This is a genomic window from Rhodanobacter sp. Root627, from assembly GCF_001427835.1.
Lineage (GTDB): Bacteria > Pseudomonadota > Gammaproteobacteria > Xanthomonadales > Rhodanobacteraceae > Rhodanobacter > Rhodanobacter ginsenosidimutans.
The window spans coordinates 145308-164274 of the sequence record NZ_LMGW01000003.1 but is presented as its reverse complement, the minus strand read 5'-3'; the positions used below and the strand labels follow the sequence as shown (position 1 = coordinate 164274).

General features: G+C 66.3%; 20 protein-coding genes, 1 tRNA gene and 1 other RNA gene. 12 read left to right on the top strand and 10 right to left on the bottom strand.

All coding sequences use genetic code 11. The features are described from left to right. The first annotated feature begins 134 nt into the window (after positions 1-134). On the top strand, positions 135-944 hold the full coding sequence (locus ASD68_RS13575) for an SDR family oxidoreductase (RefSeq protein ID WP_056607748.1): 810 nt from the start codon (positions 135-137) through the stop codon (positions 942-944). A gap of 13 nt (positions 945-957) precedes the next feature. Here the strand turns inward: ASD68_RS13575 and ASD68_RS13570 are convergent, their stop codons facing one another. After that, a complete protein-coding gene (locus tag ASD68_RS13570) occupies positions 958-1914 on the bottom strand; it encodes a LysR family transcriptional regulator (RefSeq protein ID WP_056084848.1) in 957 nt (318 codons plus the stop codon). A gap of 179 nt (positions 1915-2093) precedes the next feature. Here ASD68_RS13570 and araD1 point away from each other — a divergent pair, with 179 nt between their 5' ends. The 3 genes from araD1 (at position 2094) to ASD68_RS13555 (ending at position 5986) form a co-directional block, all read left to right on the top strand. Continuing rightward, complete coding sequence (gene araD1 / locus ASD68_RS13565) at positions 2094-3104, top strand: AraD1 family protein (RefSeq protein WP_056084850.1); 1011 nt, start codon at positions 2094-2096, stop codon at positions 3102-3104. Between the two features lie 227 nt (positions 3105-3331). Continuing rightward, positions 3332-4762, top strand: coding sequence for a sugar porter family MFS transporter (locus tag ASD68_RS13560; protein WP_082520278.1), 1431 nt, complete (start codon positions 3332-3334; stop codon positions 4760-4762). Between the two features lie 75 nt (positions 4763-4837). Then, the gene (locus tag ASD68_RS13555) at positions 4838-5986 is read left to right on the top strand and encodes an aldose epimerase family protein (protein ID WP_200945411.1); all 1149 of its coding nucleotides are present in this window, start codon (positions 4838-4840) and stop codon (positions 5984-5986) included. 56 nt (positions 5987-6042) lie between these two features. Here the strand turns inward: ASD68_RS13555 and ASD68_RS13550 are convergent, their stop codons facing one another. Beyond that, complete coding sequence (locus ASD68_RS13550) at positions 6043-6921, bottom strand: LysR family transcriptional regulator (RefSeq protein ID WP_200945417.1); 879 nt, start codon at positions 6919-6921, stop codon at positions 6043-6045. Between the two features lie 139 nt (positions 6922-7060). Between ASD68_RS13550 and ASD68_RS13545 the strand changes: the two genes are divergently transcribed. Beyond that, positions 7061-7933 (top strand): aldo/keto reductase family oxidoreductase, encoded by an 873-nt coding sequence (locus ASD68_RS13545; RefSeq protein ID WP_056607746.1) that lies wholly within the window; start codon positions 7061-7063, stop codon positions 7931-7933. Between the two features lie 55 nt (positions 7934-7988). Then, a complete protein-coding gene (locus ASD68_RS13540) occupies positions 7989-8702 on the top strand; it encodes an extensin family protein (RefSeq protein WP_056607744.1) in 714 nt (237 codons plus the stop codon). Here the strand turns inward: ASD68_RS13540 and coq7 are convergent. Both coq7 and ASD68_RS13530 read right to left on the bottom strand, forming a co-directional pair. After that, entirely contained in the window at positions 8690-9331 is a 642-nt protein-coding gene (gene coq7, locus ASD68_RS13535; protein ID WP_056607742.1) for a 2-polyprenyl-3-methyl-6-methoxy-1,4-benzoquinone monooxygenase, read from the bottom strand. The genes ASD68_RS13540 and coq7 overlap by 13 nt on opposite strands. After that, entirely contained in the window at positions 9291-10565 is a 1275-nt protein-coding gene (locus ASD68_RS13530; protein WP_235578745.1) for a (Fe-S)-binding protein, read from the bottom strand. Before ASD68_RS13530 ends, coq7 begins: the two co-directional genes overlap by 41 nt. A gap of 139 nt (positions 10566-10704) precedes the next feature. On the opposite strand from ASD68_RS13530, the gene rplM reads away from it, so the two are divergent. The 4 genes from rplM to ASD68_RS13510 all read left to right on the top strand — a co-directional run bounded on the left by rplM (position 10705) and on the right by ASD68_RS13510 (position 14201). Further along, entirely contained in the window at positions 10705-11133 is a 429-nt protein-coding gene (gene rplM, locus ASD68_RS13525) for a 50S ribosomal protein L13 (RefSeq protein ID WP_056085180.1), read from the top strand. 9 nt (positions 11134-11142) lie between these two features. Beyond that, complete coding sequence (gene rpsI / locus ASD68_RS13520; protein ID WP_056084867.1) at positions 11143-11535, top strand: 30S ribosomal protein S9; 393 nt, start codon at positions 11143-11145, stop codon at positions 11533-11535. 63 nt (positions 11536-11598) lie between these two features. Beyond that, positions 11599-11672: transfer RNA gene (locus tag ASD68_RS13515), tRNA-Gln, on the top strand. A gap of 603 nt (positions 11673-12275) precedes the next feature. Then, positions 12276-14201 (top strand): chloride channel protein, encoded by a 1926-nt coding sequence (locus tag ASD68_RS13510; RefSeq protein ID WP_056084870.1) that lies wholly within the window; start codon positions 12276-12278, stop codon positions 14199-14201. A gap of 52 nt (positions 14202-14253) precedes the next feature. Here the strand turns inward: ASD68_RS13510 and rpiA are convergent, their stop codons facing one another. The 6 genes from rpiA to ASD68_RS13485 all read right to left on the bottom strand — a co-directional run bounded on the left by rpiA (position 14254) and on the right by ASD68_RS13485 (position 16888). Continuing rightward, on the bottom strand, positions 14254-14895 hold the full coding sequence (rpiA, locus tag ASD68_RS13505; protein WP_056607735.1) for a ribose-5-phosphate isomerase RpiA: 642 nt from the start codon (positions 14893-14895) through the stop codon (positions 14254-14256). Between the two features lie 78 nt (positions 14896-14973). Then, positions 14974-15426: an EVE domain-containing protein gene (locus tag ASD68_RS13500; RefSeq protein WP_056084877.1), complete on the bottom strand. Its 453-nt coding sequence runs from the start codon at positions 15424-15426 to the stop codon at positions 14974-14976. Continuing rightward, positions 15423-16040 carry a 5-formyltetrahydrofolate cyclo-ligase gene (locus ASD68_RS13495; RefSeq protein WP_056607734.1) on the bottom strand — a complete coding sequence of 206 codons (618 nt, stop codon included), beginning with the start codon at positions 16038-16040 and terminating at the stop codon, positions 15423-15425. Before ASD68_RS13495 ends, ASD68_RS13500 begins: the two co-directional genes overlap by 4 nt. Before the next feature lie 65 nt (positions 16041-16105). After that, positions 16106-16291, bottom strand: a non-coding RNA gene (gene ssrS, locus ASD68_RS16685) — 6S RNA. Positions 16292-16349: 58 nt separating this feature from the next. After that, the gene (zapA, locus tag ASD68_RS13490; RefSeq protein WP_056084886.1) at positions 16350-16664 is read right to left on the bottom strand and encodes a cell division protein ZapA; all 315 of its coding nucleotides are present in this window, start codon (positions 16662-16664) and stop codon (positions 16350-16352) included. Beyond that, positions 16664-16888 (bottom strand): TIGR02449 family protein, encoded by a 225-nt coding sequence (locus tag ASD68_RS13485; RefSeq protein WP_056084889.1) that lies wholly within the window; start codon positions 16886-16888, stop codon positions 16664-16666. The genes zapA and ASD68_RS13485 overlap by 1 nt, the downstream gene beginning before the upstream one ends. Positions 16889-16998: 110 nt before the next feature. Between ASD68_RS13485 and ASD68_RS13480 the strand changes: the two genes are divergently transcribed. Then, positions 16999-17562, top strand: a complete 564-nt coding sequence (locus ASD68_RS13480) for a UPF0149 family protein (RefSeq protein ID WP_056607733.1) — start codon at positions 16999-17001, stop codon at positions 17560-17562. Positions 17563-17621: 59 nt separating this feature from the next. Continuing rightward, complete coding sequence (locus ASD68_RS13475) at positions 17622-18932, top strand: aminopeptidase P N-terminal domain-containing protein (RefSeq protein ID WP_200945416.1); 1311 nt, start codon at positions 17622-17624, stop codon at positions 18930-18932. Positions 18933-18967: the final 35 nt, after the last annotated feature.

Genomic DNA, 18967 nt, shown 5'->3' with positions numbered 1-18967 from the left:
GGATCCGCTGGCGCGCCTGTGAAAACTGGCTTTACAGGCGGCAGACTACAGGGCATATTGATACAAATAAAATAATATTTATAGCGTTATTGATACACGTAAACGTATCGAAAGAACGGTGGAGATCGTTACCCATGCAGGCATCATCCGCTCGGCAACAGGGCAGTGGCGCGGCCCTTGGCGACACGCTTTATCCGGACCTGCGCTCGCGGCGGGTGTTCATCACCGGTGGCGGCAGCGGCATCGGTGAAGCGCTGGTGGAAGCGTTCGTGCGCCAGGGTGCGCAGGTGGCGTTCGTCGACATCAATGCCGCGGTGAGCGAGGCCCTGGTCGAGCGGTTGCGCGCGCAGGGTCTCGGCCCCGCGCCGTGGTGGCGCCGTTGCGATGTCACCGATGTGCCGTCGCTGCAGCAGGCGATCGCCGACGCGGCGCAGGCGCTGGGCACGTTCGATGTGCTGGTGAACAACGTGGGCAGCGACGATCGCCACGCGCTTGAGGATGTCACGCCCGATTATTGGGACCAGCGCATCGGCGTCAACCAGCGCGCGGCATTTTTTGCGATCCAGTCGGTGGTGCCGGGCATGCGTGAGCAGGGGCGCGGCTCCATCATCAACCTGGGTTCGACCGGCTGGCAGACCAAGAACGCGGGCTACCCCTGCTATGCCACCGCCAAGTCGTCGATGAACGGCATGATGCGCGGCATGGCCAAGGCGCTGGGCGAGCATCGCATCCGAATCAACGTGCTCAGCCCGGGCTGGGTGATGACGGAGCGCCAGATCACGCAGTGGCTGGATGCCGAGAGCGAGAAGGAGCTGATGAAAAACCAGTGCCTTCCCGACAAGGTGATGCCCGAGGACATCGCGGCGATGGCGCTGTTTCTCGCCTCGGACGCGTCGCGCGCCTGCACCGCGCAGGAGTTCGTGGTCGACGCCGGCTGGACCTGACCGGCCACGTCCGTCAGTCGAGCCGTGGCAACCCGTAGACGTCGCTGGCGGCCTGCTTCAGCGCGGTCAGCATGCATCGGGCCGCCGGTGACAGCAGCCAGTCCTTGCGCGTGATGATGCCGAAGTCGTCCATCTTGCAGGCCAGCTCCACCGGCACCTGCGCTATGACGCCGTGCGCCACGTAGTACTCGGCCGCATCGGTGGGGATCACGCTGATGTAATCCGTGCGCCGCAACATGTTGAGCACGAACACCAGCGCCGTCGATTCGATCAGCCGCTCGGGCAGGGCCAGCCCGGTATTGTGAAACAGCAGCTCGAACCGGTGCCGCAGCACGCTGCCCGGAGGCGGCACGATCCAGCCGTATCGCGCCATGTCGGCCAGGGAGGGTTTTTTCAGGGCCAGGATCGGGTGGTCGGGGCTGACGATGGCGCAGATCTGTTCCTCGGCCAGCGCCTGGTAGTGCAGCTGGCTCTTGTCGTGCCGGGCAAAGAGCCGGGCCACGAGGATGTCCAGCTTGCGTTGCGCCAGGCGCTCCATCAGCACGTCGCTGCTCTCCACCAGCATCGAGACGCGCAGCAGGGGGCGCTCCTGCAAGGCACGCTTGATGGCTTCTGGAATCAGCGTGACCGCCGGCCCCTGGATGGCGCCCACGCGCACGGTGCCGGCGTAGCCTTCCTTCAGCGATTCGATCTCGTCGCCGGCTTCGCCGAGGCTGGCCAGCGCGATGCGCGCATGGCGGATCATCACCTCGCCGTACAAGGTGGCGCGCATGCCGCGCGGCATGCGTTCGAACAGCGGCACCTCCATCAGGTCCTCGAGGTCCTTGAGCAGTTTCGATGCCGCCGGTTGCGACACGTCCAGCGACTCCGCCGCGCGGTGGATATTGCCCTGCTCATCGATGGCGACCAGCAGCAGCAACTGCCGCGTCTTCAGTCGCGCGCGCAGAAACCACGGTTTTTCCTGGGACACAGCGGGCACTCCTGCGCGAAAAACAACATACGCGTTTAGGTATCACTTGACCTAAAAGCCATATTTGTTGTGTATACATGGCCCCGGCAGAATGGGCAATGATCCGGGACAGCCAGGCTTGGCTTGCTCCCGCTGCCCGACCTTGGCCGGGCGCATTCCCCAGCTGTCAGGACGTTTGTATGCGATTGATCCAGTTCGTCGACGATGCCCGGACGCCCCGGGTGGGCGAGGTCGATGCCAGTGGCGCCACCGTGAAGGCGTTGGCCGGTGCGCAGACCTTGTACGCCCTGGCGCAGGAGGCGCTGGCTTCGGGCCAGTCACTCGCCGCGCTGATCGGCGCGCGGCCGCGCGACGAGTCGTTCGACTACGCCACCTTGCTCGCCAATGGCCGCGTGCTGCCACCGCTGCAGCACCCGGACCCGGCGCATTGCCTGGTGACCGGCACCGGTCTGACCCATACCGGCAGCGCCGCCACCCGCGACGCGATGCATCAGCAGGAAGCCAAGCCGAAGGTCGAAGAGGAAACGCTGACCGATTCGATGCGTATCTTCCGCTGGGGCCTGGAAGGCGGCCGCCCGACCGACGGTCGCCCCGGCGTGCAGCCGGAATGGTTCTACAAGGGCAATGGCCACATCGTGGTGGGCACGGGCGCGGCGCTGTCGTCGCCCGGCTTCGCGCTGGACGGGGGGGAGGAGCCGGAGCTGGTCGGCATCTACCTCATCGACGACGCGGGTACGCCGCGGCGCCTGGGCTTCGCGCTGGGCAACGAATTTTCCGACCACGTGACCGAGCGTCAGAATTATCTCTATCTGGCCCACTCGAAATTGCGCCAGTGCGCCGTGGGGCCGGAATTGTGGACCGGCGAACTGCCGGACGACCTGCGCGGGCAGAGCCGCATCCGCCGCCAGGGCAAGGTGATCTGGGAAAAGCCCTTCGTCACCGGCGAGTCGAACATGTGCCATACGCTCGACAACCTTGAATACCATCACTTCAAGTACGCCGCCCACCGCCGCCCGGGCGACGTCCATCTGCACTTCATGGGCACGGCGACGCTGAGCTTCGCCGACGGCATCCGGGTGGAGCCGGGCGACGAGTTCGAGATCGACCTGCCGGCGATGGGCGCGCCACTGCGCAATACGTTGCAGGTCGTCGAGGACGACTTTTCGATCGGTGGCGTGCAGCCACTGTAGGCTGTGACGACAGCCACGACGAAGACATGCCGGCGCCTCATGGCCGGCAAGGGATCGAGAGACGGCGCAAGGGACACGGACGGTACGCGGCGGAGTTCTACACGGCGGTGAAGGCGGCCTGCATGGCGACCTGATACCGCAGATCGGAGTTGCGTGTGCATCCCGCGGGGAGCGGGGCGGCACCTGTATCGACAGCACCACATAACCGGTTTCGAAGGGGGAAGAGCATGTATCAGTCCGACAGTGAGGCAACCGCCGTGACGCCTCTCGATGTACCCAAGGGGCAGCACAGGAAGCCCCTGCCCATCATCTACATCGTGGGGCCCATCGCCGCCCTTGCCGGCTTGCTGTTCGGCATGGACATCGGCGTGATCTCGGGCGCGTTGCCGCTGATCGCCGAAGCGTTCCACGCCTCCGACCTGGTCCAGGAAATGATCGTCGCCGCGATGATGGCCGGCGCGGCGGTGGGCGCGATCGGCGGCGGCTGGCTGTCGCACCGTTTCGGTCGCCGGGTGACCTTGCTGATCAGCGGCGTGATCTTCGTGGTGGGCGCGGTCGGTTGCGCCGTGGCGATGTCGTCGACCACGCTGATCGTCATGCGCGGCCTGCTGGGTATCGCGGTGGGCATCTCGTCCTACATCGCGCCGATCTACCTGTCGGAGATGTCGCCTGAACGCAATCGCGGCGCGCTGATCGCCGGTTACCAGTTGTCGATCATGATCGGCATCCTGCTCGCCTACCTGATCGGTGCGGGGCTCAGCTATTCCGGCAACTGGCGCCTGATGCTGGGGTCGATGGCACCGTTCGCGGCCATCCTTGTGATCACGATGTTCTTCCTGCCGACCAGCCCGCGCTGGTTGATGTCCAAGAAGCGGGATGACGAGGCGCGCGCCGTCTTGCTGAAACTGAGGGAAAACGACCTCAGCGTCGCCGAGGCGGAAATGGCGGCCATCAGCGTGAGCCTGCAGGTGGAGGGTAACGGCTTCAAATTGTTCCGCACGAATCCGAATTTCCGCCGCTCCACCTTCCTGGGCATGCTGCTGCAGTTCATGCAGCAATTCACCGGCGCCAACGTGATCCTGTATTACGCGCCGAAGATCCTGGGCCTGGCCGGTATCGCCACCGGGGCCAATCGCATGTGGGGCACGGTCGCCATCGGCGCGCTGATGGTGCTGGCCACCTTCATCGCCATCAACCAGGTCGATCGCCTGGGCCGCAAGCCGCTGCTGTACATCGGCTACTCCGTGATGGGGCTGTGCATGCTGGGCATGGCGGCACTGTTCCATGTGGGGCTGGGGTCCGGATATTCCGCCGCCATTGCCATCGCGCTGCTGGTCGCGTTCGTGATCGCCTACGCGATGTCCGCCGCGCCGGTGGTGTGGATCCTGTGCTCGGAGATCCAGCCGCTGAACGGTCGTGACTTCGGCGTGTCCTGCTCGACGGTGACCAACTGGGTGAGCAACTTCGTCGTCGGCGCCACCTTCCTGTCGCTGCTGACGGCGCTGGGTACCGGGCCCACGTTCGCCCTCTATGCGGTGCTCAACTTCCTGTTCATCGGCCTGGTCTGGCGACTGTTGCCGGAGACCAAGGGCGTGACCCTGGAGAACATCGAACGCAAGCTGATGTCCGGTGTACGCCTGCGCGATATCGGCATCTGACGGCGTGCGCCTCGCGGCCGGCTGGTTCGCGAGGCGCGCACGATGCCGTTCCATTCCACTGCGAGGAGCCTGTCCGTGAAGAACCCCCATCGCCACCTGATGTTGAGCCTCGCCTGCGCGCTGTTGCTGCCGAGTGCCGCGCTGGCCACGACCGCCACGCGTTCCAGTTTTGGCTCGATGCCCGACGGCAGCAAGGTCGAGGCGGTCAAGTTGCAGAACGGGCACGGCACCAGCGTCACGGTGATCGCGTACGGCGCGCGGGTGCAGTCGCTCATCACGCCCGACCGCAACGGGAAGCTGGCGGATGTGGCGCTGGGCTACAACACGATGGACGGCTATCTGTCCAAACGCCAGTTCTTCGGCGCCACCGTCGGCCGCTTCGCCAACCGCATCGACAAGGGCCAGTTCACGCTTGACGGCGTGCACCACCAGCTCACCCTCAACGACGGCCCCAACTCCCTGCATGGGGGTACCGGCGGTCTCGACACGCGGCTGTGGAAAGTCACTTCCGTGAAGCAGGGCCCGACGGCCAGCGTCACGCTGAGCGACGTCAGCCCCGACGGCGACCAGGGTTATCCCGGCCGCCTGTCCCTCACGGTCACGTACTCGCTGGATGAAGACAATCAGCTGACCATCGATCACCGCGCCACCACGGACAAGACGACCATCGTCAACCTGTCCAACCACACCTACTGGAACCTCAACGGCGAGGGCTCGGGCACGGCGATGGATCAACGGCTGATGATCCCGGCCGACGAAATCACGCCGGTGGACGACACCCTGATCCCGACCGGCGCTTTCCTTGCGGTGGCCGGCACGCCCTACGATTTCCGCCAGGCCAAGGCGATCGGCAAGGACGTCCGCGATGGCCATTCACACCAGTTGATGACCGGCAAGGGTTACGACATGAACTGGGTGATCAGCCACGCGAAGAGCGCCCAGCCGCGACTGGTGGCGCAGGTGGAATCGCCCGACAGCGGTCGCGTGCTGCGTCTGTATTCGGATCAGCCTGGCCTGCAGTTCTATTCCGGCAATTTCCTCGACGGCACCACGGTGGGCAAATCCGGGCACACGTATCGCCAGGGCGACGCGTTCGTGCTGGAGCCGCAGCTGTTCCCGGACACGCCCAACCATCCGGAGTTCGGCTCGGCCGTGTTGAAGCCGGGACAGGTGTATGAAAACCGCATGGTCTATCGCTTCTCGACCGACAAGGGCGGCAAGTGATCCGCACTGTCCGCACGTTGTGATCAAAAACCCCGCGAAAGCGGGGTTTTTTTGTGTCAGCCGTTCGCCTTGATGAAATCGATGAAGGCGCGCAGCGGTGCCGGCACCAGCCGCCGTCCGGGGTAATAAAGAAAGGGTCCGGGGAAGGACAGCCACCACGGCTCCAGCACCGCTTCCAGCGCGCCGCTGTCCAGCTGCGGGCGGATCCAGTCCTCGAACATCGCCACGATGCCGCAGCCGGCGACCGCTGCGTCGACGGCCAGGTCGGAGGCGCCGCCCATGCGCACCACCAGCGGCCCGGTCGGTTCCACCAGTACGGTTTCGCCGTCCCTCTCGAACTCCCAGGCGGGCATGTTGCCGCTGGCGAAGCGGCCGCGCAGGCAGGCGTGGGCGAGCAGGTCGCGCGGATGCTGCGGGCGGCCGTGAAGGTCCAGGTAGGCCGGCGACGCGGCCGTGGCGAAGCGCTGCACGCGGGGCCCGATCGGTACCGCGATCATGTCCTGCTCCAGCCGTTCGTCGTAGCGGATGCCCGCATCGCAGCCGGCGGCCAGCACGTCGACGAAGCTTTCGTCGGTGAGCACTTCCAGACGGATCTCGGGATAGGCCGCCAGGAACGGCGGCACGATGGCGGGCAACACCAGCCGCGAGGCGCTCATCGGTACGTTGAGCCGCAAGGTGCCCGCGGGGCGCTCGCGAAAGCGGTTGACCACGTCCAGCGCGCCTTCCACCTCGGCCAGGGCCGGGCGCAGCCGTTCCAGCAAGCCCATGCCGGCTTCGGTTGGCGCCACGCTGCGTGTGGTGCGATGGAGCAGGCGTACGCCGAGCTGCGTTTCGAGCCGGCGCACCGCCTCGCTGAGCATGGATGCGCTGCCGCCGCTGAGGCGCGCGCCTTCACGGAAACCGCCGGCGGTCGCCACGGTCACGAATGCGTTCAGATCGGCCAGGTTGGGTTTCATCGCTTTCTCCACCGCAGCTCCATTGTGCGGGAAACGGTACAAGTCGTGCGGATTGTTACCGCTTATCGCGCTATCCGGCAGGTTCTACGCTTGGATTCCCCCCGACAGGAGATTGACCATGTCCCACATCACGAAGTCCGGCACCTTCCAGCTCGGCGACCGTCGCGTCCATCGGCTGGGTTACGGCGCGATGCAGTTGGCCGGCCCCGGCGTGTTCGGCCCGCCACGGGACCACAACGCCGCGCTGGCGGTGCTGCGTGCCGCGGTCGAAAGCGGTGTCGACCATATCGACACCAGCGATTTCTACGGCCCGCACGTCACCAACCGACTGATCCGCGACGCCCTGCATCCGTATCGGGACGATCTGGTCATCGTTACCAAGATCGGCGCGCGGCGCGATGACAAGGGCGGCTGGTTGCCCGCGTTTTCACGCGAGGAGCTGACGGTCGCCGTGCACGACAACCTGCGCAACCTGGGCCTGGAGGCGCTCGACGTGGTCAACCTGCGCATCATGTTCGACACGCATGGGCCGGCCGAAGGCTCGATCGCGGAGCCGCTCTCGGTGCTCGCCGACCTGCAACGGCAGGGCCTGGTACGCCATGTCGGCCTGAGCAACGTCACGCCCACGCAAATCGCGGAAGGGCGCGGCATCTGCAACATCGCCTGCGTGCAGAACCAGTACAACCTCGCGCATCGTGACGACGATGGTTTGATCGATGAGTTGGCCCGCGACGACATCGCCTACGTGCCATTTTTCCCGTTGGGCGGTTTCAGTCCGCTGCAATCGTCGACCCTGTCCGACGTGGCCGCGCGCCTCGGTGCCACACCGATGCAGGTGGCGCTGGCCTGGTTGCTGCAGCGCTCGCCCAACATCCTGCTGATCCCCGGTACGTCGTCGGTCGATCATTTGCACGAGAACCTGGCGGCGGCCGATCTGGTGTTGTCGGACGAGGTGCGGCGTGAACTGGACAGCGTGGCGAGCGCTGGCTGACGCGGGTACGGACAGGCGGCGGATGCCTTCACGCCTGCCGCCCTAGGCTTTGGCCATGCGCGCGTGGCTGCTCCTGCTACTTCTCGGTTCGCTCGTCGCCCTGGTCTGGGTTCGCGGCTGGCGTCCGCCGGATCGCTACAACCCCTGGGCGCCGCTGGATCTGCGCGCTGAACCGGACCGTTTCCTGCGTTACAAGATGCGCCGCCTCGCGGCCGATCCAGCGCGTTGCCTGGCGGCGTTGCGCCAGGCGGACGTGCGGTTTGCGCTGGTGCCCGATCGCACGGGTCCAGGCGGTTGCGGCTGGCATGATGCGGTGCGCTTGCGCGGTACCGGCGTGGCCACGCTGTCCAGCCCGGCGGTGATGTCGTGCCCGTTGGCCGCCACGCTGGTGCTGTTCGACCGCGATGCGTTGCAGCCGGCGGCGCACGCGTCGTTTCATCAGCCGGTGGTGCGCATCGACCACGTGGGCAGTTATGCCTGCCGCAATGTCTATCACCGCAACGATGCGCCGCTCAGCCGGCATGCCCGCGCGCAGGCCATCGATATCACCGGGTTTCGGCTGGCCGATGGCCGGCGTGTCGAGGTCGGCAAAGGCTGGAGCGATTCAGGGCAAGCGGGCCGGTTTCTTCGCCAGGTGCATGGTCGCGGCTGCGCGGTCGCCGGCATGCTGTTGGGGCCGGATTACAACGCCGCCCACCGCACGCATTTCCACATCGAGGCCACGGGCTGGGGCTATTGCCCAGGAGGCGGCTCGGGTCAGATGCGGTAAGCCACGGTTTTCATCACCATCGAGCTGGCGTGCATCAGTTGCGGCAGCGGAAATGGGAGGGCGATGCCGCCGCGTTGCTGCGCGGCATCGGCATGACGGATTTCGTCGGCCTGCATCCGGGTCAGCACGGCGCGCGAGCGTTCGTCCGCGGCAGGCAGTTTTTCCAGATGCTCGGCCAGGTGCGCTTCCACCTGGTGTTCGGTTTCCACCACGAAGCCCAGGCTGACCGGGTCGCCGACCAGAGCCGCCGCCGCGCCGATCGCGTAGCTGCCCGCATACCACAGCGGATTGAGCAGGCTGGGGCGGCTGTCCAGTTGTTGCAGGCGCTGCGCGCACCAGGCCAGGTGGTCGGTTTCCTCCGCGGCTGCGTGCAATAGATGGGCGCGGTTGTCGGCGTCGCGGGCCAGCGCGGCCTGGCCGAAATACAGCGCCTGCGCGCAGACCTCACCGGTGTGGTTGACGCGCATCAGCCCGGCGGCGTGGCGGCGCTCGGCATCGTCGAGATCCGCTTCGGCAATGCCGCTGGCCGGCGACGGGCGCTCGGCCATGGGCATGCCGGCGATCGCTTCCAGCGCGCGCTCGCAGCGGTCAAGCAGGCGATCGAAGGGGCTCAGGGTGCGGATGTTCATGGGGTTGCCTGTGCAGGGTATCGGTGGCGAGATGGCCAGTATCGAGCTGTTGCGCCAGCAGGGTCAGCGGATGTTGCGTCGGCCACTGCCCGTCGGCTCCGGCGGCCAGGTGCAGGCGGCAACCGATATTGGATGACAGCAAAGCCTGTGGCTCCAGCAAGGCGACTTGCTCCAGCGTGTCGTCGCGCAACTCGGCGGCGCGGGTGGGGAACTCCAGCATGTGGCTACCGGCCGCGCCGCAGCAATACGGCGGGCGTGGCAGCGGCTGCACGTCGAGCAGCGGAACGCGCCGTAGCAACGACAGCATCGCCGACTCGCTGCGCGCCACGTTGACCTGCGTGCATGGCAGGTGCACCGCGATCCGCCGTGCCAGCGGGCGAAACCGCAGCGTGTTGGCGCGCGTAGCCAGCAGCTCGAAGGGGTCGGTCACCGCCACGCCGGGCAAGGCGCGACGCAAGCTGCCGAGGCAGCCGGGTGTCACCGAAACCAACCCGCTGGCGCCGCTGGATTGCCATGCCTCGCGCACGCGCTGCGCCGCCTTTTCCGCGGCTTGCGCCTCACCGCCATGCAGATCCATCGCACCACAGCAGAACGCCGGCAGCACGCTCACCTGGAAGCCGGCCGCACGCAACAGGACTACGGCGGCGGCCTGCGCCTCGGCGTCCTCGACGCTGGCCACGCAGCCGGGGAACAGCGCCAGCGTCGGCGTTCCCGAACGGGTTTCGTCGATTTCCGTATCGATCGGTGCGGCGACCGCGCCGGTCGGCAAGGTGAGCAAGGCGGCGCGCGTGGTCGAATCGCGCGGCAGGCGTCGCGCCAGCCAGCCTTTCCAGCGATCCATCGCCAGCGCGTGGCCGAGGCGACGCAGCGCGCGCATCCATGCCGGGCGCTGCAGCAGCTTCAGCAACCAGCGCGGCCGCCGCGTGGAAGGGCCCAGCAGGGCGCGGGTTTCGATCAGCAACTCGTCATATTGCACGTGGGCCGGACACACCTTTTCGCAATCGAGGCAGCCCAGGCAGTGATCCAGGTGCAGGCGCAACGCCGCCGTGGGCTCGACCTCGCCACGCGCCAGCGCGGCGGCGATGGCAATGCGGCCACGCGGCGATTCGGCCTCGTTGCGGTCCATCTGGTAGGTGGGGCAAACCGGCAGGCAAAGGCCGCACTGCACGCACTGGTCGGCCAGTTCGACGATGCGCCTGGCCGAACCGGGAGTGGGGGACTTTTCAAGCGGCATGCCCATCATGCTATCATTGCCAGCTCACAGCCCGCCGGTCGGTGGGCTTGCGCCACGAGTGATGGCTCCGCTATCATCTCGCGCCTTTGATCCACCGATGACGCGTACCGCCTCCATGGCGGCATACCAGGTATTTGAAATGAAAACGTTTAGCGCCAATGCAGACAACGTCAAGCGCGACTGGTTCGTGGTTGATGCCGCGGGCAAGACGCTCGGTCGCCTGTCGACTGAAATCGCTCGTCGTCTGCGCGGCAAGCACAAGCCGGAATACACCCCGCATTGCGACACCGGCGATTATATCGTGGTGATCAACGCGCAGCAGGTGCACGTCACCGGTGCCAAGCTGGACGACAAGAAGTACCACCGCTTCACCGGTTACGTCGGCAACCTGAAGACCACCAGCCTGAAAGACCTGCTGGCGACCTACCCGGAGCGCGTGATCGAGATCGCCGTCAAGGGCATGCTGCCGAAGAACCCGCTGGGCCGCGAGATGTACCGCAAGCTCAAGGTCTATGGCGGCGCCGAGCATCCGCATACCGCACAGCAGCCGCAGGCGCTGGAAATTTAAGGAATCGACATGGCAATCCAGCAGAATTACGGCACCGGCCGCCGCAAGACCTCCGCCGCCCGCGTGTTCCTGCGCAAGGGCAAGGGCGACATCGTCGTCAACGGCAAGGCGCTTGAGCAGTTCTTCGGTCGCGAAACCTCGTGCATGATCGTGCGCCAGCCGCTCGAACTGACCGAGAACACCGGCAAGTTCGACATCACGGTCACCGTTGCTGGTGGCGGCATCACCGGCCAGGCCGGCGCGATCCGCCTGGGCATCGCCCGTGCACTGATCGAGTACGATGAAGCCTTGAAGTCGCCGCTGCGCAAAGCCGGTTTCGTGACCCGCGATGCCCGCGAAGTGGAACGCAAGAAGGTCGGCCTGCACAAAGCCCGCCGCGCCACCCAGTTCTCGAAGCGCTAAGCCGAAAGGCCCACGCTTCACGGTCCGGTGCCACCAGTCAGAGCCCACCGAACCGCGTGTTATTGGGAGATCGTCTAACGGTAGGACAACAGCCTCTGACGCTGTCTATCTAGGTTCGAATCCTAGTCTCCCAGCCAAAACAAAAAGCCCCGCCCATGGCGGGGCTTTTTGTTTTGACTGGGACACAGGAGGCAAACCACGTTCGACAATTTTGTCTGGAACTTGTTGGACAGCCGCAGGCTGGCCCCGCGAAGCGGGGTTTGGCCCATGGATGGGCCAAACAATCCTAGTCTCCCAGCCAAACCGGGACTCCGTTCGTGGCGGTCTTTTTGCTTTGACTGGGACACAGAGACGAACCACCTCCTTCGGCACGTCTCGTACCTCGCCCTTCAGCCCATCGGCTGCGCCGATGTTCGCTTCGGCATCCTGCCTTCGCTGTAGACAATTTTGTCTGAACTTGTTGGACAGCCGCAGGCCGCGCAGCGCGGCCTGGCCCATGGATGGGCCAAACAATCCCAGGCCTCGCCACGCAAACCAGCGTCCCGTTCCATGGCGGCTTTTGATCCAGCGGGAAACGAACCGCGTAACTCGACATTTCCCGCACTGCGCCCCTCATGGACTCGCAATCCGCGTCCACATCCAAGCCATTTTTCCCCACGAAACCCAGCCCAAGACCCCACTCCACCTTTGCTCCCCTTCCGTAACAAAGTAACATTCACTCCTTTGCCTCGCCGAAAACCATGACCAACCCAGATACAAGCAAGCCACCGGGTCAAGCCGATGTACGTACTGTTGGCAGCACCGACGCACTGCCGGTGGCGCCGGCGCTGGGTTTGTCGCTGGATGCGGCGCAGATGCCGCGCAAGTCCACCCTGGTCACGCACCGCATCCTGTTGATCAGCGTGCTCGCCATCGCACTCGGTGCCCTGGCGGCCTGGGCGGCGCAGCTGCTGATGTTCATGATCAACGTGATTACCGATGTGGCGTTTTACGGGCGCGTGTCCGACGTGATCGGCCCCACGGCGCGCGAGGGCTCGTTCGTGCTGTCGCCGGCAGGCAACCAGTTGGGCGCCTGGGTGATCCTGATTCCGGCGATCGGCGGCTTGCTGGCGGGCATCATGGCGCGCTGGGGCTCGCGCGCGATCCAGGGCCATGGCATTCCCGAGGCGATGGAGCAGATCCTCACCAATGAGTCGAACATTCCCGCGCGGATGACCTGGTTGAAGCCGGTGTCGTCGGCGTTCGCGATCGGCACGGGTGGCCCGTTCGGCGCGGAGGGCCCGATCATTTCCACCGGCGGTGCGCTGGGTTCGCTGCTGGGTCAGCTGCTGCATGTGACCGCCAACGAGCGCAAGGTGCTACTGGCCGCGGGTGCGGCCGCAGGTATGGCGGCGGTGTTCGGCGCGCCGGTGGCGTCGCTGGTGCTGGCGGTCGAACTGCTGTTGTTCGAGCTGCGTCCGCGTTCGCTGATCCCGGTGGCGCTGGCCACGGTCACCGCGGTCGGCATCCGCTACGCCACCTACGGTGCCGCTCCGGTGTTCCCGATGCCGAACGTGGCCGAGCCAGGCGGCATGGCGCTGATCAGCTTCGTGCTGATCGGTGCCGTGGTGGGTTTTGCCTCCGTATGGGTTACCAAAGCCGTCTACGGGGTCGAGGATCTGTTCGCCAAGCTGCCCATCCACTGGATGTGGTGGCCGGCGATCGGCGCGCTGATCGCTGGTTTCATCGGCTGGATCGAGCCGCGCACGCTCGGCGTGGGTTACGACAACATCGATGCGCTGGTGCAGGGGCATTTCGGCCTTACCGTGCTGCTCAGCTTCGGCGCGTTGAAATTCATCTCGTGGGTGATCGCGCTGGGCAGCGGTACGTCGGGCGGCACGCTGGCGCCGTTGTTCATGATCGGCGGCTCGCTCGGCGCCGTGGTCGGCATCGGCATCAATCACTGGTTGCCCGGGATCCATGTGAACATGGGCATCGCCGCGCTGGTGGGCATGGCGGCGATCTTCGCCGGCTCGTCGCGGGCGCTGCTGACCGCCGTGGTGTTCGCGTTCGAAACCACGCGCCAGCCCGCGGCGCTGCTGCCGCTGCTGGGCGGCTGCACGGCGGCGTACCTGATTTCGGCGGTGATGATGCGCAACACCATCATGACCGAGAAGATCGCCCGTCGCGGCGTGCGCGTGCCGTCGGAATACGCGGCCGATTACCTGGACCAGGTGACGGTCGGCACGGCCTGCGCCCGCGACGTGTTCTCCCTGCGCGCGGACCAGACCCTGGCCGAAGTGCGCCGCTGGCTGAGCGAGGGTGCGCCCGAGGCGCAGCACCAGGGTTTCCCGGTGGTGGATGCCAGCGGCAAGGTGTGTGGCGTGCTCACGCGTCGCTCGCTGCTCGACCCGCAATGGCACTACACGTTGACCGTGGGCGAGCTGGTCACGCGCCCGCCGGTGATGGTGAAAGAGAGCCATTCCCTGCGCGAAGCCGCCGACCACATGGTGGCCGAGCAGGTGGGTCGGCTGATCGTGGTGAGCCAGACGGCACCGCATCGGTTGGTGGGCATCCTCACCCGCGGCGACATCCTGTCCGCGCACGCGCGGCGGCTGCGCGAGGCGCGCCTGAAGGATCGCCACATCAAGCTCGGCAAACATCGCCACCCGGCGTCGCCGGCCTGAGCGCGGCCACCGGCGTGCCAACGCGCGCCGGTGGTGACGGGTTGGCGTCGCCTCAGATTTCCCGGTCGCCCACCAGCACCACGTCCGCCGGACGTCGTGCGAACAGCCCCACGGTAACCACGCCGGCCAGCTGGTTGAGCTTGCCCTCCAGCTCGACCGGGTCGGTGATGCGCCAGCCGTGCACGTCGATGATCCAGTTGCCGTTGTCCGTGACCACGCCGTCGCGCCACACCGGCTGGCCGTCCAGCTTCACGATCTCGCGGCCGACCAGGCTGCGCGCCATCGGGATCACCTCGATCGGCAGCGGGAACCGGCCCAGCAGGTCCACCTGCTTGCTGGAATCGATGATGCAGACGAACTTCTGCGCCGCCGCCGCGACGATCTTCTCGCGCGTCAACGCGGCCCCGCCACCCTTGATCAACCGCTTGTGCGGGTCGCATTCGTCGGCACCGTCAACGTACAGCGACAATGGGCCGGCGGCGTTGAGGTCGAGCACGGGGATGCCCAGCTTCTTCAGGTGCGCGGTGGATTGTTCCGAGCTGGAAACGGCGCCCTGGATGCGGTCGCGCAGATCGGCCAGCGCGTCGATGAAAAATGCCACGGTGGAGCCGGTGCCCACGCCCACGATGGCGCCATCCTCCACGTAACGAATGGCGGCCTCACCGGCCTGGCGCTTCTCGTTGGCGTTGCTCATGGGCATGTCGTCTCGGCGAAAACCCCATTATGACGACGGTCCGGCGGCGCGGCGAGCTTCGCTGCACCCGCGGGCCTTTCATTCCATCGCGAGGATGTATTTCCAGTCGGCGGCATCGACCGGCATCACCGACAGCCGGTTGCCCTTGCGCACCAGCGGCATGCCTTCCAGCGCCGGATCGTTCTTGAGCTCGTCCAGACTGATCGTGCGCTTCAACTTCTTCACGAACTTCACCTCGACCAGCATCCAGCGCGGCTTGTCGCGGGTGCTGGCGGGGTCGAAATAGTGGCTTTTCGGGTCGAACTGGCTGGGGTCGGGGTAGGCGTCGGTGGCTACCTCGGCGATGCCCACGATGCCGGGTACGGCGCAGTTGGAGTGGTAGAAGAACACGCGGTCGCCCGGGCGCATGCCGTCGCGCATGAAGTTGCGCGCCTGGTAGTTGCGCACGCCGTCCCAGGCTTCCTGTTTCTTGCGTTTCAGATCGTCGATGGAGAACGCATCGGGCTCGGATTTCATCAACCAGTAGTTCATGCGCTCACCTTGCTGTCGGGTTCGCCATTGCAGTCGATCAACTCGCGCTCGGTGGCGATGAAATCCAGTGCCACGTCCCACGGTTCGGCGTCGATCGCGTCCAGTTCCTGGAACGCGTAGCCGATGCCGACCAGCAACGGCTCGGTGGGGCGGACCTGATCCTTGAGGAAGGCGAAGCTGCGGTCGTAGTAGCCACCGCCATAGCCGAGCCGGTGACCGCGGCGGTCGAAGCCCAGCAGCGGTACCAGCACCAGGTCGAGCTGGAACGGCGCGAACCAGGTCGCCGGCGCCACCGGTTCGGGGATGCCGTGGCGGTTCGGTTGCACCGCGTCGCCCGCCTGCCACGGTGCGAACCGCAGCTGCCGGTCGGTGCCGATCACCGGCAGCAGGAATTGCTGCTCGCGCGCGGCCAGCGGCGGGATCACCACGTTCAGCGGCAGCTCGCCATTGCTGGCCCAATAGCCGGCCACGCGGGCGTCGGTAAAGTATTCGGGCAGTTGTTCGAGCGTGCGCCGCAGGCCTTGCGCGGCGGTGATGCGCTCCAGCGGCGTGAGTGCGCGACGGCGCTCGGCCAGTTGCTGGCGAAGTTCGCGGCGTTGGGCGGGGGCGTCCACGGGGCGCGTGTCTCCGATCGAAATGCGCCCCGTTCGTCGGTTGACGAACGGGGCGCGAAAGGGTGGCGTCAACCGCAATGCCGCTGCCCACCAAACGACCTTGATCCACGAGGATCAGGTGGGAGGGCTACATGGTCTCGAGGCTTTCCGCACGTGGCGGACATGCACAACAACCGATGTGAAGCCGACCCGGGGCCGTATTTAGGAACAAGGCAAATGTAAGAGTGTGCTGGCGCACATCACAGAAAACGCCGGGGTTGATTCTAGAAGGCTGGTCGCCGGAAAGCGAGTGCGGCGCACGGCCGCGGTTCAGCGCTTGACCAGGTTTTCCTCGAACGCCGCATCCAGCTTGTGCCGCAGCGTGGCCAGGCCTTCGCTGAGGCGCTGTTCCTGCGTCTCATGCTGTTTGCGCAGGGCCATCAGCTCGTGGGTGACGCTGATGGCGGCCAGCACGGCCAGGCGCTCGAAGCTCGGCGCGCGCGCGTTGGCGCGCAGTTCGCGCATCTTGCGGTCCAGGAAAACCGCCGCGTCCAGCAGCCCCTCGCGCTCCTCCGGCGAGCAGGCGATCAGGAACTCACGATCGATCAGACGCAGTGCGACCGGATCACTGACAGGGGTGTTCATCAACCGTTGCTCTCGAGGGATTTCAGTCGCTGGATCATCGCCTCGACCCGGCTGCGGGCCAGTTCGTTGCGTGCCATCAGGCCCGCGCGCTCGCCGGTCAACTGCTCCTGGCTATGGCGCAGGCTGCGGTTTTCCTCGGTCAGGCGCCGCACGGTTTCCAGCAGGCGATCGAGCTGCTCGGCCAGGGCGGCTATCTCATGCTGAACGGCATCAGGCGTATTCATGCGTGAAACTATAGCAGTACGCCCAGCGAAGTCAGCGGGTCGCTGACACGAATGAAGCGGTCGCGGTGGGCTGCACTAAACTGGCCGCCAAATCTTCAGAGGAGTACGCCATGGCAGACACCGAACTGGTCAGTCATGACCAACTGGACGCGGTGATCATGCGCCTGCAACTGGGCACCGATGCCAGTGAATTGCACGGTTCGTTGTGCGGCTACCTGGCCGGCGGCGGCTCGCTGCGCGGTACCTCGGTGCTGGCGGCGCTGCACCTGGATGCCGAGGTGGAGACACCGGAAGCGAACGACGTGGCCCTGCTGCGGCAACTGGCGCGGCAGAGCGAAACCGAGCTGGCCGATCCCGAGCTGGGCTTCGAGCCGCTGCTGCCCGAAGACGACCGCCCGCTGGTCGAACGCGCCGAGGCGCTGGTGGAATGGTGCCGTGGCTTCCTGGGTGGCTTCGGCCTCGCCGGCGCGCCGGCCCACGCCAAGCTGTCGGACGAGGCGCAGGAGATCCTGCGCGATCTGGGCACGATTGCCGGTTCCGCGTTCGACTTCCAGAACGAGGAGGAAGACGAGGACGCGCTGATCGAAGTGCAGGAATTCGTGCGTGTGGGCGCCTTGCTGCTGCACACCGAATGCGCCGCCGGCAGCGATCCGGCCAGCGGCACGCTGCATTGAATCACGCTTCATTGAATCCGGCGTCCACGGGCGGCATCGCGAGCGGTCGCGATGGTTCGCTGGCGCTGAGCCCTGCCGAATTCGCCGGGCGCCGCCGGCAGCTGATGGACATGGCCGGCGACGATGCGGTGCTGCTGCTGGCGGCCGCGCCCGAGCGCATGCGCAACGCCGATGCGGCTTGGCCGTATCGGCAGGATTCCGATTTCCATTATCTGTGCGGCTGGCCCGAACCCGCCGCGGTGCTGGCCCTGCTGCCGGGTCGCCAGCACGGCGAGGCGGTGATGTTCTGCCGTGAACGCGATCCCGAGCACGAGCGCTGGCACGGCGAGTCGGTGGGCACCGAACGTGCCGTCGCCGATTACGGCATGGACGACGCGTTTCCGATCGAGGACATCGACGACATCCTGCCCGGCATGATCGAAGGGCGCGCGCGCGTGTACTGCCACTTCGGCCGCGAGCCGGAATTCGATGCGCAACTGATGGGTTGGATGCGCCGGCTGCGCCAGTTGCGCGGCGGTGGCGTGGTACCCAAGGAATTCGCGGCATTGGGTCATCTGCTGCACGACCTGCGCCTGTACAAGTCGCGCGGCGAACTGAAATTGATGCGCGCCGCCGCCGTTATCGCGGTCGAGGCGCATCGCGCGGCCTGGCAGGTGGCGCGCGGCGGCGCGCACGAGTACGAGGTCGAGGCCGAACTGTTGCGGACGATCCGCCGCCACGGCGCGGTCGCCTCGTTCGCTCCCACCGTGGCCGCCGGCGTCAACGCCTGCGTGATGCACTACCGCGCCAATCGCGCGCCGCTGCGCGATGGCGATTTGTTGCTGATCGATGCGGGCGCCGAAATGGACGGCTATGCGTCCGACATCAGCCGCACGTTTCCGTTGAATGGCCGCTACAGCGCCGCGCAACGCGCGCTGTACGACGTGGTGCTGGCGGCGCAGCAGGCGGCCATCGCCATGGTGCGCCCGGGTCAGCCATTCAATGCGTCGCACACGGCGGCGGTGCAGGTGTTGACCGAAGGCCTGTGCCGGCTGGGTCTGCTGAAAGGCGACGCCGACGCGGCGGTGGCCAGCGGCAGCTACCGGCGCTTTTTCCCGGCAAAAACCGGCCATTGGCTGGGGCTGGACGTGCACGACGTGGGCGATTACCGCGTCGGCGGCGACTCGCGCCTGCTGGAGCTGGGCATGGTGCTGACGGTGGAGCCGGGCCTGTACGTGGCGCCGGACGATCTCTCGGTGGCGGAGCGCTGGCGCGGCATCGGCATCCGCATCGAGGACGACGTGGCGGTAACGCGCGAGGGCAACGAGGTGCTCAGTGCCGCGCTGCCGCGCGAGGCGGATGAGATCGAAGCCTTGTTGGCGATGCGCTGATATGAAGCCCCTCTCCCTTCGGGAGAGGGGTTGGG

Excerpts from the sequence above, each read along its gene's own strand:
- ASD68_RS13575 (WP_056607748.1), top strand. The coding sequence starts at position 135 with ATGCAGGCATCATCCGCTCGGCAACAGGGCAGTGGCGCGGCCCTTGGC.
- araD1 (WP_056084850.1), top strand. The coding sequence starts at position 2,094 with ATGCGATTGATCCAGTTCGTCGACGATGCCCGGACGCCCCGGGTGGGC.
- ASD68_RS13560 (WP_082520278.1), top strand. The coding sequence starts at position 3,332 with ATGTATCAGTCCGACAGTGAGGCAACCGCCGTGACGCCTCTCGATGTA.
- ASD68_RS13545 (WP_056607746.1), top strand. The coding sequence starts at position 7,061 with ATGTCCCACATCACGAAGTCCGGCACCTTCCAGCTCGGCGACCGTCGC.
- ASD68_RS13540 (WP_056607744.1), top strand. The coding sequence starts at position 7,989 with ATGCGCGCGTGGCTGCTCCTGCTACTTCTCGGTTCGCTCGTCGCCCTG.
- coq7 (WP_056607742.1), bottom strand. The coding sequence starts at position 9,331 with ATGAACATCCGCACCCTGAGCCCCTTCGATCGCCTGCTTGACCGCTGC.
- ASD68_RS13530 (WP_235578745.1), bottom strand. The coding sequence starts at position 10,565 with ATGCCGCTTGAAAAGTCCCCCACTCCCGGTTCGGCCAGGCGCATCGTC.
- rplM (WP_056085180.1), top strand. The coding sequence starts at position 10,705 with ATGAAAACGTTTAGCGCCAATGCAGACAACGTCAAGCGCGACTGGTTC.
- rpsI (WP_056084867.1), top strand. The coding sequence starts at position 11,143 with ATGGCAATCCAGCAGAATTACGGCACCGGCCGCCGCAAGACCTCCGCC.
- ASD68_RS13510 (WP_056084870.1), top strand. The coding sequence starts at position 12,276 with ATGACCAACCCAGATACAAGCAAGCCACCGGGTCAAGCCGATGTACGT.
- rpiA (WP_056607735.1), bottom strand. The coding sequence starts at position 14,895 with ATGAGCAACGCCAACGAGAAGCGCCAGGCCGGTGAGGCCGCCATTCGT.
- ASD68_RS13500 (WP_056084877.1), bottom strand. The coding sequence starts at position 15,426 with ATGAACTACTGGTTGATGAAATCCGAGCCCGATGCGTTCTCCATCGAC.
- zapA (WP_056084886.1), bottom strand. The coding sequence starts at position 16,664 with ATGAACACCCCTGTCAGTGATCCGGTCGCACTGCGTCTGATCGATCGT.
- ASD68_RS13485 (WP_056084889.1), bottom strand. The coding sequence starts at position 16,888 with ATGAATACGCCTGATGCCGTTCAGCATGAGATAGCCGCCCTGGCCGAG.
- ASD68_RS13480 (WP_056607733.1), top strand. The coding sequence starts at position 16,999 with ATGGCAGACACCGAACTGGTCAGTCATGACCAACTGGACGCGGTGATC.